This is a genomic window from Kitasatospora sp. NPDC029367 (assembly GCF_055569135.1).
In genome coordinates, this window is the sequence record NZ_JBVHYH010000011.1 from 1 (window position 1) to 15,545 (window position 15,545).

Consider the following 15,545-nt stretch of genomic DNA (forward strand, 5'->3'; position numbering starts at 1 on the left):
CCCCCCCCCCCCCCCCCCCCCCCCCCCCCCCCCCCCCCCCCCCCCCCCCCCCCCCCCCCCCCCCCCCCCCCCCCCCCCCCCCCCCCCCCCCCCCTGCCGGTCGGCCGGTTTGCTGGCGGACCGGCCCGGGAACCCGGTAGGGTCACCGAGCGTTGCGAACAGTGACCGGACGGCGACACGCTGCTGAGCGTGCGCCGGAGCACCGGCTGTGCGCCGCTCCGGATCGGGTCCCGACGGAGCGATGTGCCGGGCGAGGGGGTGCGGCTAGCATGACCGGGGTAGCGGTGGGCAGTACGCGAGTGCCCGCACCGGGCGGCAGGCAGGCGACAGGAGGGCGAGCCCCGATGCAGAAGGCGAAGATCCTCCTGGTCGACGACCGGCCGGAGAACCTGCTGGCGCTGGAGGCGATCCTCTCCGCCCTGGACCAGACGCTGGTCCGCGCCGCCTCCGGCGAGGAGGCGCTCAAGGCGCTGTTGACGGACGACTTCGCGGTGATCCTGCTGGACGTCCAGATGCCCGGGATGGACGGCTTCGAGACGGCCGCCCACATCAAGCGCCGCGAGCGCACCCGGGACATCCCGATCATCTTCCTGACCGCGATCAACCACGGCCCGCACCACACCTTCCGCGGCTACGCGGCCGGTGCGGTGGACTACATCTCCAAGCCCTTCGACCCGTGGGTGCTGCGCGCCAAGGTCTCGGTCTTCGTCGACCTGTACGTCAAGAACTGCCAGTTGAAGGAGCAGGCCGCGCTGCTGCGGCTGCAGCTGGAGGCGGGCGGTGGCGAGCCGGCCCTCGGCGGGGCGCTGCTCGGCGAGCTGTCCGCACGGCTGGCGGCGGTCGAGGAGCAGGCGGAGGCGCTGGGCAAGCAGTTGGACGGGGCCGAGGACGCCGGGGTGGCCGCCACCGCGGCGCACCTGGAGCGCAAGCTCGCCGGACTGCGTCGGGCCCTCGACGCGATGCGCCCCGGTACGCCGTAGATCGAGCCCCGGATGTTCACTCCTCCGGGTGGTTTTGCTGCTGCGCCCGGGTGAAACCGGGTCAGCGTGACGGTGTGTCTGCGACACGTCCCGGCGCCGGGGCTCGGCCACGTGGGCAGTGGTCCCGCACCCCGGTAGGCTGCTGACCCATGGCCACTCGTACGCCCGGAAACGCCGCACGCAAACCGAGTCCGGGACCGTCCAAGAAGGCCGCGGCCAAGGCCCCGGGCAAGCCGCCCGCCAAGAAGGCGGCCGCCCGCCGGGCCCCCGCGAAGCGGACGGCGGCCAAGTCGGCCCCGCCGCCCCCGCCGCGCCGGGGGCTCGTGATGGGCGCCCTCAACGCCCTCGCCAGCCCGATCGCCGCGATCTTCCGCGGCTTCGGCGACGGCGCCAAGAACCTCCACCCGGACCACCGCAAGGACGGCATCGGCCTGCTGCTGTTCGCGCTGGCGCTGGTGGTCGCGGCCGGCACCTGGTTCAGCTCGGAGGGCTGGCTGAACGGCGCGGCCACCGCCGTGGTGTCCGGGTTGTTCGGGCGGCTCGACGTGCTGGTGCCGTTCCTGCTGGCCGCGATCGCCATCCGGCTCTGGCGCCACCCGGAGCTCCCGGAGGCCAATGGCCGGATCGTGATCGGGCTGAGCACCCTGCTGATCGGCATTCTCGGCCTGGTCCACATCGGCTGCGGCGCGCCCACCATGGGCAGCGGCGCCTCCCGGATAAGGGCGGCCGGCGGGATCATCGGCTGGGCCGCCTCGACCCCGATGATGGCCGCCGCCGGCGCGGTCCTGGCGGTGCCGCTGCTCCTGCTGCTGGCCTTCTTCGGCCTGCTGGTGGTCACCGCGACCCCGGTCAACCGGATCGGCGAGCGGGTGCGCGGGCTGGGGATAAGGCTCGGCGTGGTCGAGCCGGGGCCCGAGGACGACCTGCGCTGGGGGCGCACGCCGGAGCGGGACCTGTCCACCGATCCGCCGGAGGACGCCGACCCCGAGGCGCTGCCCTACACCCTCGACACCGACGACGGCCCCCTCGACGAGGTGGCCGCCCGGCGGCGCCGCCGTCGGCGCAAGCCGTCCGTCGAGGACGAGGAGGGGCAGCCGGAGGCCGTCCGCCGCATCTCCCTGGACAAGGAACCGCTGGACCAGGAGCCGCTGGACCCGTACGCCACCCGCGACCTGGCGGCCGGCGCCGCCGCCGACCTGGACGGCGCCCTGGTCTACGGGGTGCCCGCCTCCTCGGCGGTGGCGGACATGATGCACCAGGTCAAGGACCTCACCGCGGCGCCGGAGGAGCCCGCCGTCCCGGCCGCCCGCAGCGGCGGCCCGGGGGCGCCCGCGGAGCACGGCCCGGCGCCGGTGCGGATGGAGCAGCTCCAGCTCGGCGAGGGGATCACCTACGCACTGCCCTCGCTCGACCTGCTGGAGCGCGGCGGCCCGGCCAAGGCCCGCAGCGCCCTCAACGACGAGGTGGTCGCCCAGCTCACGAGCACCTTCGCCGAATTCAAGGTGGACGCGAGGGTCACCGGCTTCACCCGCGGCCCGACGGTCACCCGCTACGAGGTCGAGCTCGGCCCGGCCGTCAAGGTGGAGCGGATCACCGCGCTCGCCAAGAACATCGCGTACGCGGTGGCCAGCCCGGACGTGCGGATCATCAGCCCGATCCCGGGCAAGTCCGCGGTCGGCATCGAGATCCCCAACCGGGACCGCGAGATGGTCAACCTCGGCGACCTGCTGCGCTCGCGCACGGCCGCCGAGGACACCCACCCGATGGTCGTCGGCATGGGCAAGGACGTCGAGGGCCACACCGTGATGGCCAACCTCGCCAAGATGCCGCACATCCTGGTGGCCGGCGCGACCGGTGCGGGCAAGTCCTCCTGCATCAACTGCCTGATCACCTCGATCCTCGCCCGGGCCACCCCGGACGAGGTGCGGATGGTGCTGGTCGACCCCAAGCGGGTCGAACTGACCGCGTACGAGGGCATCCCGCACCTGATCACGCCGATCATCACCAACCCCAAGAAGGCCGCCGAGGCCCTCCAGTGGGTGGTGCGCGAGATGGACCTGCGCTACGACGACCTGGCGGCCTTCGGCTTCCGGCACGTGGACGACTTCAACGCGGCGGTGAAGGCCGGCAAGGTCACCCCGCCGCTGGGCAGCGAGCGGGAGCTTCGGCCGTACCCGTACCTGCTGGTGATCGTCGACGAGCTGGCCGACCTGATGATGGTCGCGCCGCGCGACGTCGAGGACTCGGTGGTCCGGATCACCCAGCTGGCCCGGGCGGCCGGCATCCACCTGGTGCTCGCCACCCAGCGGCCCTCGGTGGACGTGGTGACCGGCCTGATCAAGGCCAACGTGCCGTCCCGGCTGGCCTTCGCGACCTCCGCGATGGCCGACTCCCGGGTCATCCTGGACCAGCCCGGCGCGGAGAAGCTGATCGGCAAGGGCGACGCGCTGTTCCTCCCGATGGGCGCGAGCAAGCCGATCCGCATGCAGGGCGCGTTCGTCACCGAGGCGGAGATCGCCAAGGTGGTGCAGCACTGCAAGGACCAGCTGACCGCCGTCTACCGGGACGACGTGACGGTCGGGGGCGGGCCCAGGAAGGAGATCGACGAGGAGATCGGCGACGACCTGGACCTGCTGATCCAGGCGGCCGAGCTGGTGGTCTCCACCCAGTTCGGCTCGACCTCGATGCTCCAGCGCAAGCTCCGGGTCGGCTTCGCCAAGGCGGGCCGGCTGATGGACCTGATGGAGTCGCGCGGGATCGTCGGCCCGAGCGAGGGCTCCAAGGCCCGCGACGTGCTGGTGAAGCCGGACGAGCTGGACGGCGTGCTGGTGACCCTGCGGGGCTGAGCCGGGCCGCGGGGCCGGGCACGCCTGCGCGGCCGGGCACCCGGGCCCGCAGGGCTGACGGGTCGTGCCCTCCGGGTGGGTTCACTCGTTCGGAGGAGGGTAGGCGCGGTACCGGGAACCGAATGTGCGTACGCGGCGTCACTGGCCGGAAAGCGCACTCCGGCCTCCCCGGCGTGCCCTCGCTGACGACCGTTCAGCGGGGGGCCGGCGCCCGGCCGGGCCGGGCACGCGCATTCGGGCCCGTTCCGCTTGAGAAACGATCCGTCCCCGCCCCTAGACTGTTCTCCAGCAGGTGGCCATCCGCTCGAAAGGCGTGCCCCGTGACCATCGGCAAGTCCTCCGACCGCGAGAACGCCCCGTCGTCCGTCGAGCCGACCGACGACGTGGTGCAGGCGGCCGATGCCCCGAGCATCGGCCGGGTGCTGTCCGCCGCCCGGATCGGGGCGGGACTCACGGTGGACCAGGTGAGTACCGCCACCCGGGTCCGGGTGCCGATCGTCCATGCCATCGAGGAGGACGACTTCGACCGCTGCGGCGGCGATTTCTACGCCCGCGGGCACATCCGCTCGATCGCCCAGGCGGTCGGCGCGGACGGCGAGGCCCTGGTCGCCCGCTACGACGCCGCGCACGGCGGCTCGCCGGCCTCCAAGCGCCCCGCCACCCAGCTGATGGACAGCGGCCCGATCAAGGTCCCCGGCCGCAGCCGGCCGAACTGGGCGGCCGCCATGGTCGCCGCGATCGTCGCGGTGGTCGCGCTGATCGGCTTCAACCTGGTCAGCGGCAAGAGCGGCCACGGCACCACCGGCTCGGCCAGCGCGCCGCTGCCCAGTGGCTCCGGGACCGGCTCGGTCGCCCCGGTCACGCCGAGCGTCCAGCCGCCGGCGCCCGCGCCGAGCGCCGCCGCGATCGCCGCCGTCCCGGCCGACAAGGTCACCGTGAAGCTGGTCGCCGAGGGCACCAGCTGGGTCTCCGCGACGGACGGCAGCGGCAAGTCGCTGTTCCAGAACAACATCAGTGACGGCCAGGACCAGACCTTCACCGACCCCAAGCAGATCAAGCTGGTGCTCGGCAACGGCGGGGCCGTGCACGCGTACGTCAACGGCAAGGACCTCGGCGTCCTCGGCAAGGACGGCCAGGTGGTGCACGTCACGTACACCCCCGGCGACCCGCAGGCGGGCTGACCACAGGGCCCGCCGAGGGCCGTCGATGATCAGCTGATCCGTGGCACGCGGCCTCCGGGGCGAACGGCACCGGAGGCCGCGCGTTAATCTTGGGCCTATGCCTGAACGCCGCACTGTCGCCCTTGTCACGCTCGGATGCGCCCGCAACGAGGTGGACTCCGAGGAACTCGCCGGGCGACTGGAAGCCGACGGCTGGTTGCTCGTCGACGATGCCGCCGAGGCCGATGTCGCCGTCGTCAACACCTGTGGCTTCGTCGAGGCCGCCAAGAAGGACTCCGTCGACGCCCTGCTGGAGGCCAACGACCTCAAGGGGCACGGCCGCACCCAGGCCGTCGTCGCGGTCGGCTGCATGGCCGAGCGGTACGGCAAGGAGCTCGCCGACGCGCTGCCGGAGGCCGACGGGGTGCTCGGCTTCGACGACTACTCCGACATCTCCGACCGCCTCCAGACCATCCTTTCCGGCGGCCACCACGCCCCGCACATCCCGCGCGACCGCCGCAAGCTGCTGCCGATCAGCCCGGCCGAGCGGCAGTCCGCCGCCGAGTCCGTCGCGCTGCCCGGCCACGGCGCCGAGGCCGCCGCCGAGCCGATCACCGACCTGCCCGACGGCCTCGCCCCGGCCTCCGGCCCGCGCACCCTGCGCAAGCGGCTGGACGACAGCCCGGTCGCCTCGGTCAAGCTCGCCTCCGGCTGCGACCGGCGCTGCTCCTTCTGCGCCATCCCCGCATTCCGCGGCTCCTTCATCTCCCGCCGGCCGTCCGACGTGCTGCAGGAGGCCCAGTGGCTGGCCGGGCAGGGCGTCCGCGAGATCGTCCTGGTCAGCGAGAACAACACCTCGTACGGCAAGGACCTCGGCGACATCCGGCTGCTGGAGACGCTGCTCGGCGAGATCTCCGCGATCGAGGGCGTCGAGCGGGTGCGGGTCTCCTACCTGCAGCCGGCCGAGATGCGCCCGGGCCTGATCGACGCGATGACCGGGACCACCGACGTGGTGCCCTACTTCGACCTGTCCTTCCAGCACTCGGCGCCCGCCGTGCTGCGCCGGATGCGCCGCTTCGGCTCCACCGACCAGTTCCTCCAGCTGCTCGGGACCATCCGGGACAAGGCCCCGCAGGCCGGCGCCCGGTCCAACTTCATCGTCGGCTTCCCCGGTGAGACCGAGGAGGACTTCGCCGAGCTGGAGCGCTTCGTCACCCACGCCGGGCTGGACGCGATCGGCGTCTTCGGCTACTCCGACGAGGACGGCACCGAGGCGGCGACCTACGACGGCAAGCTGCCCGAGGACGTCGTCGCCGACCGGCTGGCCCGGCTGAGCCGGCTCGCCGAGGAGATGACCGCCCAGCGGGCCGAGCAGCGGATCGGCACCGAGGTCGAGGTGCTGATCGAGTCGATCGAGGACGGCGTGGTCGAGGGCCGCTCCGCCCACCAGGCCCCGGAGACGGACGGCCTGACCACCCTGCACGGTGTCGAGGACCCGCGGGTCGGGCAGTTCTGGCGGGCCACCGTGGTGGCCAGCGAGGGCGTCGACCTGATCGCCGAGGCGCTGGAACAGGTGCGACGGCCCGCGATGTCGGGGGCCGAGGCTCCGGGAGCCGGGGAATGACCAAGGGGCCCGGGGCCCCGGCCGCGGCCCACCCGGGCAGACCGGCGGCCGCCGTTCCGCCGGCGCCGGGGGTCTGGAACATCGCCAACGTGCTCACCATGGTCCGGGTGCTGCTGGTCCCGGTCTTCGTGGCCCTGCTGTTCGCCGACGACGGGCACAATCCCAAGTGGCGCGCGGTCGCCTGGGCGGCGTTCGCGATCGCGATGATCACCGACCTGTTCGACGGCGAGATCGCCCGCCGCAAGGGCCTGGTCACCGACTTCGGCAAGATCGCCGACCCGATCGCCGACAAGGCGATCATGGGCTCGGCGCTGATCGGCCTCTCCGTCCTCGGCGACCTGCCCTGGTGGGTCACCGTGGTGATCCTGGCCCGCGAGCTCGGCATCACCCTGATGCGCTTCTGGGTGATCCGCTACGGCGTCATCCCGGCCAGCCGCGGCGGCAAGCTCAAGACGCTGACCCAGGGCACGGCGGTCGGCATGTACGTGCTGCCGCTGACCGGCTGGCTGGCCACCGGGCGGGCGGTCCTGATGGCCGCGGCGGTGCTGCTGACCATCGGCACCGCGCTGGACTACATCGGCCAGGCGCTGCGCCTGCGCCGCGAGGGCACGGCCGCGGAGCGCGCGGACCGCTAGCGGACGGAGGGGGCAAGGGTGACGGACCACGAGCTGTACGGGCTGGCCGAGCGGGCGCACGCGGCGCTGCGGGCCGAGGGCGGCACGCTGGCCGTCGCCGAGTCGCTGACCGGCGGGCTGCTGGCCGCCGCCCTGGTGGACGTCCCGGGGGCGTCCGCGACCTTCCGCGGGTCGGTCACCGCCTACGCGACCGAGGTGAAGGCCTCGGTGCTCGGTGTGGACGAGGGCCTGTTGGACGTGTACGGTCCGGTTCACCCGGTGGTGGCCCGGCAGATGGCCGAGGGCGTGCGCGGGTTGCTGGGGGCCACGTACGGGCTCGCGACGACCGGCGTGGCAGGTCCGGAGCCGCAGGACGGGCAGCCGGTGGGCACGGTACACCTGGCGGTCGCAGGTCCGGGGGGAACTCTGGTCAGTTCGCCCCTGCTGTCCGGCACCCGTGCCACAATCCGTCACGGTGCGGTGACCGCCGCACTGCAGCTGCTCGTCGGCCGGCTCGGTCGATGACGGGGCCCGCGGACGGATCTCCACCCAACCGAGATCTGCCGAACCGGCGCGCGGGGTATGACACAGCTGGAGGATCGTGTTACATCCAACGGCCTGGTTGGGCAGAAACCAGGTGGCGAACGAGTTGCGTGACGGTGGCCGGGCGGGCCGAGTCGGGTACCACGAGGGGCCCGCGAACCCGGGTACGACACCGGCACGAGGAGGGGGACGGCCTTGCAGCCCAGAGTGAACACGACCAGGGTCCCCGCACGCGAAGCGGGCAAGGCGGTACGGTGGGGGCGTGACATCTCGATCCGCAGTCCGAGGAGGGAGGCACCGATGATCCTGCTCCGTCGCCTACTGGGCGATGTACTGCGTCGGCAGCGCCAACGCCAGGGCCGCACACTCCGCGAGGTGTCGGCGGCCGCCAGGGTTTCGCTCGGGTACCTCTCCGAGGTCGAGCGGGGACAGAAGGAGGCCTCCTCGGAGCTGCTCTCCGCCATCTGCGACGCACTCGACGTCCGGATGTCCGAGGTCATGCGCGAGGTCAGCGACGAGCTGTCGCTCGCCGAACTTGCGGCGATGGCCACCCTCTCCGAAGGTGATCTGCTGAGGCCGGTACTCGAACCGGTTCCGCTGCCCGCCCCCGGCGCCGACCGGGCGAACATGTCGCCCAAGGCCGCCGCGATGGACGTGGTCGCTGCCTGACCCGGCCTCGCACCTCCCGGGTGCCCGTCCCACGACGGGCCCGAGGAACCCCGGGGCGAGCGGAGGAGGGCGGTCGTGCGGAGACTCGCGACGGTGTGCGCGGTGGCCCGAATACGGCTGCGGCGGCTGGTGCCCTGGCCGGCCCGTTGGGTCCTGGTGGCACTCGCGGGCGGGCTCGCCTGGTGGTCGGTGGCCGTCCGGGGGCAGCTCGCCGACGGTGCGGTGCTCGGCCTGCTGGCGGCCGGCGGCTGGGGACTCGGTCTGATCCCGGTCCATGCCGACCGGAACGCGACCGGCCCGGCCCGGCGCCCGCGCGAGGAGGCCGTGGGCCGGGTGGAGGCGCAGCCTCCGCCGATCGGGTGAAAAGACGTGGCCGGAGGCCGCGGGGTCGTTGACTCCGCGGCCTCCGGCGTTCTCCGGTTCCGGACCCTGGGGCCCGGCCCGATCCACCGGACACGCCTCAGGGGCGCAGCCGGAGCCCGCGGGTGGTGGCGTGGAAGCCGGCCTCCTCCAGGGCGCGGCCGAGCTCGGAGCCCAGGGCGGGCCGGCCGTTGGCCCGCTCGACCGTGACGCTGCCGAGCGCCCCCGCGCGGACCGCCCCCGCGAGTGCCCCGGTGGCCAGGGCCAGGGTCGCGTCGTCCTCCGGCCAGGCCAGCAGGGACTTGCCGCCCCGCTCCACGTACAGCGCGAGCTCACCGTCCACCAGGACCACCAGGGCGCCCGCCTTGCGGCCCGGGCGGTGAGCCTTGGCGTCCGTGGCACCCGCGGCGGCGGGCGGCTCGGGCCAGGGCAGCGCGGCGCCGTAGGCGTTCGCCGGATCGGCGGCGGCCAGCACCAGCAGCTGCGGCGGCTCGGCGGCCGGGGCGGCCGGCCACTCGGTGGCCCGGGCCCGCTCCAGCCGGCCGTTGACCGAGCGCAGCCGGTCGGCCGCGCCCTCCATGGCGAACTGGGCCCCGCCCAGGCCCTCGACGAAGTAGCCCCGGCGGGCCCGGCCGCGCTCCTCCATCGCGGCGAGCACCCGGTACACCCCGGCGAAGCCGCCGGGCACCCGTTCGGCGGCCACCGTGCCGCGGGTCAGCAGACCGTGCCGGTCCAGCAGGCTCTGCGCCCGGGCCGTCGCCCGGACGGTCGGATCGGTGGCGAAGGCGGGCAGCAGTGACCAGCGCCCGGCCACCGTCGGCGGGCCGCTGCGCAGGGCCCCGCCGGCCCGGCCGAAGGCGCGGCCGGCGCCGCCGTAGCGGCCGCGCGGGGTCGCCCGGGGGGCGCGGTGGGCGGTCGCGCCCGCCGTCCGGCCGGAACCGAGCAGGGCGCGCAGCGGGGCCAGGGTGTCGTTGCTGACGTAACCGGCCCAGACCAGGTCCCAGAGGGCCGTCACGACCTCGGGCTCCGGGGTCTCCTCCGGGAGCTGCTGGACGAGCTGGCGGAAGAAGAGGCCGTAGCCGCCCGCCAGGGCCTGCAGGAGGGCGCTGTGCAGCGGGGTGAGCGCGGGCGGGACGGGCTCCGGGCGCAGCAGGTGGGCGTTCTCGGCCAGGTGCAGGCTGAGCCAGCCGTCCTTGCCGGGCAGGGCGCCGGCGCCGCACCAGCCGATCTCGCCGGCCGCCATCAGCTCGTCCAGCAGGCCGGGGGAGTAGTCGGCGAGCCGGGCCGGGAGGATCAGCTTCTCCAGCGCGGAGGCGGGCAGGGCGGTGCCCTGGAGCTGTTCGACCACCCGGAGCAGGCCGTCCGGGCCGCGCAGCCGGTGGCCGGCCAGTTGCTGCCACTGGGGGAGGAAGGCGGCCAGGGCGCGCGGCGGGACGGGCTCCACCTCCTGGCGCAGCGCGGCCAGCGAGCGGCGGCGCAGTCGGCGCAGCACCTCGGCGTCGCACCACTCGGCGGTGGCGGTATGGCTCTCGGCGGGCCGGAAGGCGCCCTGGACCAGACGGCCGGCGGCGGTGAGCCGGTGCAGGGTGCCGGTGACGACGGCGGTGCCGAGGCCGTAGCGGGCGCCGGCCTCGGCGGCGGTGAACGGGCCGTGGGTGCGGGCGTGCCGGGCCAGCAGGTCGCCCAACGGGTCCTTGACCGGCTCGGTGAAGGCCTCGGGGACGCCCACCGGCAGCGGGGTGCCCAGGGCGTCGCGCAGCCGTCCGGCGTCCTCGATCGCGGCCCAGCGCTGCTCGCCGGCGATCCGGACCTGGATCACCCGGCGGGCGGCCTCCAGTTCCAGGGGCCAGAGCGGCTCGGCACCGCGCGCCGTCAACTCGGCCTCGGTGAGCGGGCCGAGCAGGCGCAGCGCGTCGGCGACGCCCTCGGCGTCCCTGATCCGGCGCTCGGGGGTGAGGCGTTGGAGCTCGGCCTCCAGCTCGGCGAGCACCTGCGGGTCGAGCAGCTCGCTCAGCTCGGCCTGGCCGAGCAACTCCGACAGCAGCCGGGAGTCCAGCGACAGGGCGGCGGCCCGGCGTTCGGCGAGCGGGGAGTCGCCCTCGTAGAGGAACTGGGCGACGTAGCCGAACAACAGGGAGCGGGCGAAGGGGGAGGGCTCGGGGGTGGTGACCTCGACCAGGCGGACGGCGCGGGATTCGAGGTCCGCCATCAGCTCGACCAGGCCGGGGACGTCGAAGACGTCCTGGAGGCACTCCCGGACCGCCTCCAGGACGATCGGGAAGGAGCCGTACTCGGAGGCGACCTCGAGCAGTTGGGCGGCGCGCTGGCGCTGCTGCCAGAGCGGGGTGCGGCGGCCCGGGCTGCGGCGGGGGAGCAGCAGGGCGCGGCCGGCGCACTCGCGGAAGCGGGAGGCGAACAGGGCGGAGCCGCCGACCTGTTCGGTGACCAGCTGCTCGATCTCGTCCGGCTCGAACAGGGCGGCGTCGGCACCGACCGGGGCCTCGTCGGAACTTGCTTGCTCCGAGGGGCCGCTGAAATCGAAGTCGGGGGCGAGCAGGTCCGCGTCGGGCAGGCGGAGCACGATGCCGTCGTCGGCGTGCATGACCTGCGGGTCCAGGCCGTGCTTCTCGCGCAGCCGGGCGCCGAGGGCGAGCGCCCAGGGGGCGTGCACCTGGGCGCCGAAGGGGGAGTGGATGACGATCCGCCAGTCGCCCAGTTCGTCCCGGAAGCGCTCGACCACGATGGTGCGGTCGTCGGGGAGGTGGCCGCAGGCCGTCCGCTGCTCGGCGAGGTAGTCCAGCAGGTTGGCGGCCGCCCAGTCGTCCAGGCCGGCCCGCTTGAGCCGCGCGGTGGCGGCCTCGGGGGTGAGCGCGCCCAGCTCGCGGGTGAACGCGCCCAGGGCGCGGCCGAGTTCGAGCGGGCGGCCGAGGGTGTCGCCCTTCCAGAACGGGAGCCGGCCGGGGATGCCGGGGGCGGGGGTGACCAGCACCTTGTCGTGGGTGATCTCCTCGATCCGCCAGGAGGTGGTGCCGAGGGTGAAGACGTCGCCGACGCGGGACTCGTAGACCATCTCCTCGTCGAGCTCCCCGACCCGGCCGCCGCCCTTCTTCTTGGGGTCCGCTCCGGCGATGAAGACGCCGAACAGGCCGCGGTCGGGGATGGTGCCGCCGGAGGTCACGGCCAGGCGCTGGGCGCCGGGGCGGCCGGTGACCGTGCCGGCCACCCGGTCCCAGACCAGGCGGGGGCGCAACTCGGCGAAGGCGTCCGAGGGGTAGCGGCCGGCCAGCATGTCGAGCACGGCGTCGAAGGCGGACTGCGGGAGGGTGGCGAAGGGCGCTGCGCGGCGGACCACGGTGAGCAGCTCGTCCACCGGCCAGGAGTCCAGGGCCGTCATCGCGACCAACTGCTGGGCCAGCACGTCCAGCGGGTTGCGCGGGATCCGCAGGGCCTCGATCCGGCCCTCCCGCATCCGCTCGGTGACCACGGCGGACTGCACCAGGTCGCCCCGGTACTTGGGGAAGAAGACGCCGGTGGAGACGGCCCCGACCTGGTGACCGGCCCGGCCGACCCGCTGCAGGCCGGAGGCGACCGAGGGCGGGGACTCGACCTGGACGACGAGTTCCACCGCGCCCATGTCGATGCCCAGCTCCAGGCTGGAGGTGGCGACCACGGCGGGCAGCCGGCCGGCCTTCAACTCTTCCTCGACGAGGGAGCGCTGCTCCTTGGAGACCGAACCGTGGTGGGCCCGGGCGATGACCGGGGGCACGCCCCTGGCGGCGCCCGAGCCGCCCATCAGCTCGGCCGGGGCGTGCGCCTCGGGGGCGGCGGTGCCGGTGGCGCGCTCGTACGCGATCTCGTTCAGCCGGTTGCACAGACGCTCGGCCAGGCGGCGGGAGTTGGCGAACACGATGGTCGAGCGGTGCGCCTCGACCAGGTCGACGATCCGCTCCTCGACGTGCGGCCAGATCGAGGCTTGACGCTGCGGGTCGGAGCCGGCGGCGCCGCCGGTGGCGGGGGCGGCGGGCAGGTCGTCCAGGTCGGGGACGGGGACGACCACCGAGAGGTCGAACTGCTTGGCGGCGGGCGGCTGGACGACGACGGCGCCGCGCTGGGGGCTGAGGAAGCGGGCCACCTCCTCGACCGGGCGGACCGTCGCGGACAGGCCGATCCGGCGGGCCGGGCGGTCCAGCAGCTCGTCCAGCCGCTCCAGGGTGAGGGCCAGGTGGGCGCCGCGTTTGGTGCCGGCGACCGCGTGCACCTCGTCCAGGATCACCGTGTCCACTCCGCGCAGGGCCTCCCGGGAGGCCGAGGTGAGCAGCAGGAACAGCGACTCGGGGGTGGTGATCAGGATGTCCGGCGGGTGGGTGGCGAAGCGGCGGCGGTCGGCGGCGGGGGTGTCGCCGGAGCGGATCGCGACCTGGACCTCGGGCTCGGGCAGGCCCAGCCGGACGGCGGCCTGGCGCAGGCCGGTCAGGGGGGCGCGCAGGTTTCGCTCGACGTCCACCGCGAGGGCCTTGAGCGGGGAGACGTAGAGCACCCGGCAGCGGCGCTTGGGCTCGGCGGGGGGTGGGGTGCTGCTCAGGCGGTCGAGGGCGGCGAGGAAGGCGGCGAGTGTCTTGCCGGAGCCGGTGGGGGCGACCACCAGGACGTCGGTCCCCTGCTGGATGGCGTGCCAGGCCTGGGACTGGGCGGCGGTGGGGGCGGAGAAGGCGCCGGTGAACCAGGCCCGGGTGGCGGGGGCGAAGCCGGCCAGGGGGGCGGCTTCGCCGGGGTTGGGCGAGTCGGCGGGGGTGGGGTCGCCGGGTGGGGTCGGGTGCGGGGGCGCCATGTCCCCATGGTGCCGGGTGGGGCTGACAAGTGGGGTGGTGGCGGGGTGTTACGGGGTGGGTGGTTGGGGTGGGTGGTTGGGGTGGGTGTAGCTGCGGGAGCGGGAATGATGATCCGCTCATATGGTGAGGAATCGGGCGCGTGATCAATCCGTGACCGAGACCGGACCGATGAGCGGAGGGCGTGGGATGGCGCAGGCGCACCGGTCCGGGGCCGTTCACGGGGGGCGGCGGCCGGGGAGCCGTCGGCGCAGGGTGTGCGGGCCCACCCGGGCGCTGCTGGCGATGCTGCTCACGGCGCTGGTGCTCGGCGGTGCCGTGCCGTACGCCTCCGGGCCCGGACGTGCGTACCTCAGCTATCTGGTGCTGGCCTGGCAGGACGATGCGGCGGGTGCCGCCCTGGCCGGGGCGGAGAGCCGGGCGGCGGGCGGGCAGGTGGTGCAGGAGTACCCGCAGATCGGGGCGGTGCTGGCGTACGCGACCGGCGGCTTCGCGGACCGGGTGCGGGCCCGGCCCGGGATCGCGGCGGTCGGGGCCACCCGGACGGCGCCGGTGGTGGGGCCGCCGCGGGCGGTGGACGGGGCGGGGGACTTTGCGGCGGGGGATGCGGTGGGCGGGGGTGCTGGGGCTGTTAGTGGTTTTAGGGGTGGTGGGGGTGGCGGGGATGGTGGGGCTGTCGGGGCTGTTGGGGGTGGCACGGCTGGGGGTGGGGGGTGGGGTGTTCAGGGGCGGGACGGTGGGACGACGACGGTTCCGGACCCGGGGGAGGGCGCGGCGTGGAACCTGAGCATGGTGCACGCGGAGCCGGGGCGGACCGGGGACACCGCGGGAGGCGGTGCGGGAGGTGGTGCGCCGGGGGTCGAGGCGATGCGGAAGGTGCTGGTCGCCGTACTGGACTCGGGCGTCGACGACACCCACCCGGACCTGCGGGCCGCCGTCGACCCCAAGGCCTCGGCCTCCTGTGCCGACGGCCGCCCCGACTCCCGTACCGGCGCCTGGCGGCCCGACCCCGGGGTGGTGGAGAGCGGGCACGGCACCCACGTCGCCGGGATCATCGGCGCGGCCCGCGACGGGCAGGGCGTCACCGGGGTCGCTCCCGGGGTGCGGATCGCCGCCGTGCGGTTGCTCGGGCCGCTTGGGCAGTACTACGCGGAGAACATCGTCTGCGGGATGCTCTGGGCGGCCGACCACGGGGCCAAGGCCGTCAACGACAGCTACTTCGCCGACCCGTGGAAGTACAACTGCCCCGAGGACCGGGACCAGGCGGCCCTGATCGCGGCCGTCGGGCGGGCGGTCGCGTACGCCCAGCGCAAGGGGGCGGTGGTGGTGGCCTCGGCGGGCAACGACGGACAGGACCTCGGCGCGGCCCGGACCGACGAGCGCAGCCCCAACGACCGGGTGTCCGGGCCGGCCCTGACTCGCCACCTGGGCACCGAGTGCATTCGCCTTCCCGGCGAGCTGCCCGGGGTCCTCACCGTCACGGCCGTCAACCGGGACGGGCGGCCGTCCTCCTACACCAACTACGGGCGGGGCAGGGTTTCGCTGGCGGCCCCGGGGGGCGACCCGGACGGGGGGCCGCAGGGGGCGATCGTCTCGGACTGGCCGGGTGGGCAGTACGCGGCGCTGGCGGGGACCTCGATGGCGGCGGCGCATGTGACGGGGGCGGTGGCGGTGGCGGCGGCGCTGCACCCGGGGGCCGGGGCGGGGGAGTTGGCGGGTGTGGTGGCGGGGGCGGCGGCGGGTGGGGTGGGTGGGGGGTGTTCGGTGGGGGGTCGGGGGTGTGGGGATCGGCAGTACTTCGGGGTGGGGGTGGTGGTTGTGCCGCGGTGAGGGCCGCTGCGCGGGGCTGAGGGGTTTGGGGGGCTTTCGGGAGGGTGGGTGGGTCCGGGGGCGGTTCCGGGGGTGGGCGCTCCGGGGGCTGGG

At 74.7% G+C, this 15,545-nt stretch carries 10 protein-coding genes; 9 read left to right on the top strand and 1 reads right to left on the bottom strand.

The window, feature by feature from the left end:
- Positions 1-344 precede the first annotated feature (344 nt).
- The 8 genes from ACZ4W5_RS08715 to ACZ4W5_RS08750 all read left to right on the top strand — a co-directional run bounded on the left by ACZ4W5_RS08715 (position 345) and on the right by ACZ4W5_RS08750 (position 8,799).
- Positions 345-980 carry a response regulator gene (locus ACZ4W5_RS08715; RefSeq protein WP_360245486.1) on the top strand — a complete coding sequence of 212 codons (636 nt, stop codon included), beginning with the start codon at positions 345-347 and terminating at the stop codon, positions 978-980.
- 149 nt (positions 981-1,129) lie between these two features.
- Positions 1,130-3,826 (top strand): DNA translocase FtsK, encoded by a 2,697-nt coding sequence (locus tag ACZ4W5_RS08720; protein WP_465653648.1) that lies wholly within the window; start codon positions 1,130-1,132, stop codon positions 3,824-3,826.
- A gap of 320 nt (positions 3,827-4,146) precedes the next feature.
- Positions 4,147-5,007, top strand: coding sequence for a helix-turn-helix domain-containing protein (locus ACZ4W5_RS08725; protein ID WP_360245492.1), 861 nt, complete (start codon positions 4,147-4,149; stop codon positions 5,005-5,007).
- Between the two features lie 97 nt (positions 5,008-5,104).
- Positions 5,105-6,610, top strand: coding sequence for a 30S ribosomal protein S12 methylthiotransferase RimO (rimO, locus tag ACZ4W5_RS08730; RefSeq protein ID WP_360245495.1), 1,506 nt, complete (start codon positions 5,105-5,107; stop codon positions 6,608-6,610).
- On the top strand, positions 6,607-7,245 hold the full coding sequence (gene pgsA, locus ACZ4W5_RS08735) for a CDP-diacylglycerol--glycerol-3-phosphate 3-phosphatidyltransferase (RefSeq protein ID WP_360245498.1): 639 nt from the start codon (positions 6,607-6,609) through the stop codon (positions 7,243-7,245). Before rimO ends, pgsA begins: the two co-directional genes overlap by 4 nt.
- An 18-nt stretch (positions 7,246-7,263) precedes the next feature.
- Positions 7,264-7,749 carry a CinA family protein gene (locus tag ACZ4W5_RS08740; RefSeq protein ID WP_465653649.1) on the top strand — a complete coding sequence of 162 codons (486 nt, stop codon included), beginning with the start codon at positions 7,264-7,266 and terminating at the stop codon, positions 7,747-7,749.
- A 318-nt stretch (positions 7,750-8,067) separates the two neighbouring features.
- Positions 8,068-8,436 (top strand): helix-turn-helix domain-containing protein, encoded by a 369-nt coding sequence (locus tag ACZ4W5_RS08745; protein ID WP_030290911.1) that lies wholly within the window; start codon positions 8,068-8,070, stop codon positions 8,434-8,436.
- Positions 8,437-8,511: 75 nt separating this feature from the next.
- On the top strand, positions 8,512-8,799 hold the full coding sequence (locus tag ACZ4W5_RS08750) for a hypothetical protein (protein ID WP_465653650.1): 288 nt from the start codon (positions 8,512-8,514) through the stop codon (positions 8,797-8,799).
- A 97-nt stretch (positions 8,800-8,896) separates the two neighbouring features.
- On the opposite strand, the gene ACZ4W5_RS08755 is transcribed toward ACZ4W5_RS08750, so the two are convergent.
- Complete coding sequence (locus ACZ4W5_RS08755) at positions 8,897-13,624, bottom strand: ATP-dependent helicase (RefSeq protein WP_465653651.1); 4,728 nt, start codon at positions 13,622-13,624, stop codon at positions 8,897-8,899.
- A gap of 787 nt (positions 13,625-14,411) precedes the next feature.
- Here ACZ4W5_RS08755 and ACZ4W5_RS08760 point away from each other — a divergent pair.
- Positions 14,412-15,452, top strand: a complete 1,041-nt coding sequence (locus ACZ4W5_RS08760; RefSeq protein ID WP_465653652.1) for a S8 family serine peptidase — start codon at positions 14,412-14,414, stop codon at positions 15,450-15,452.
- The last annotated feature ends 93 nt before the right edge of the window (positions 15,453-15,545 follow it).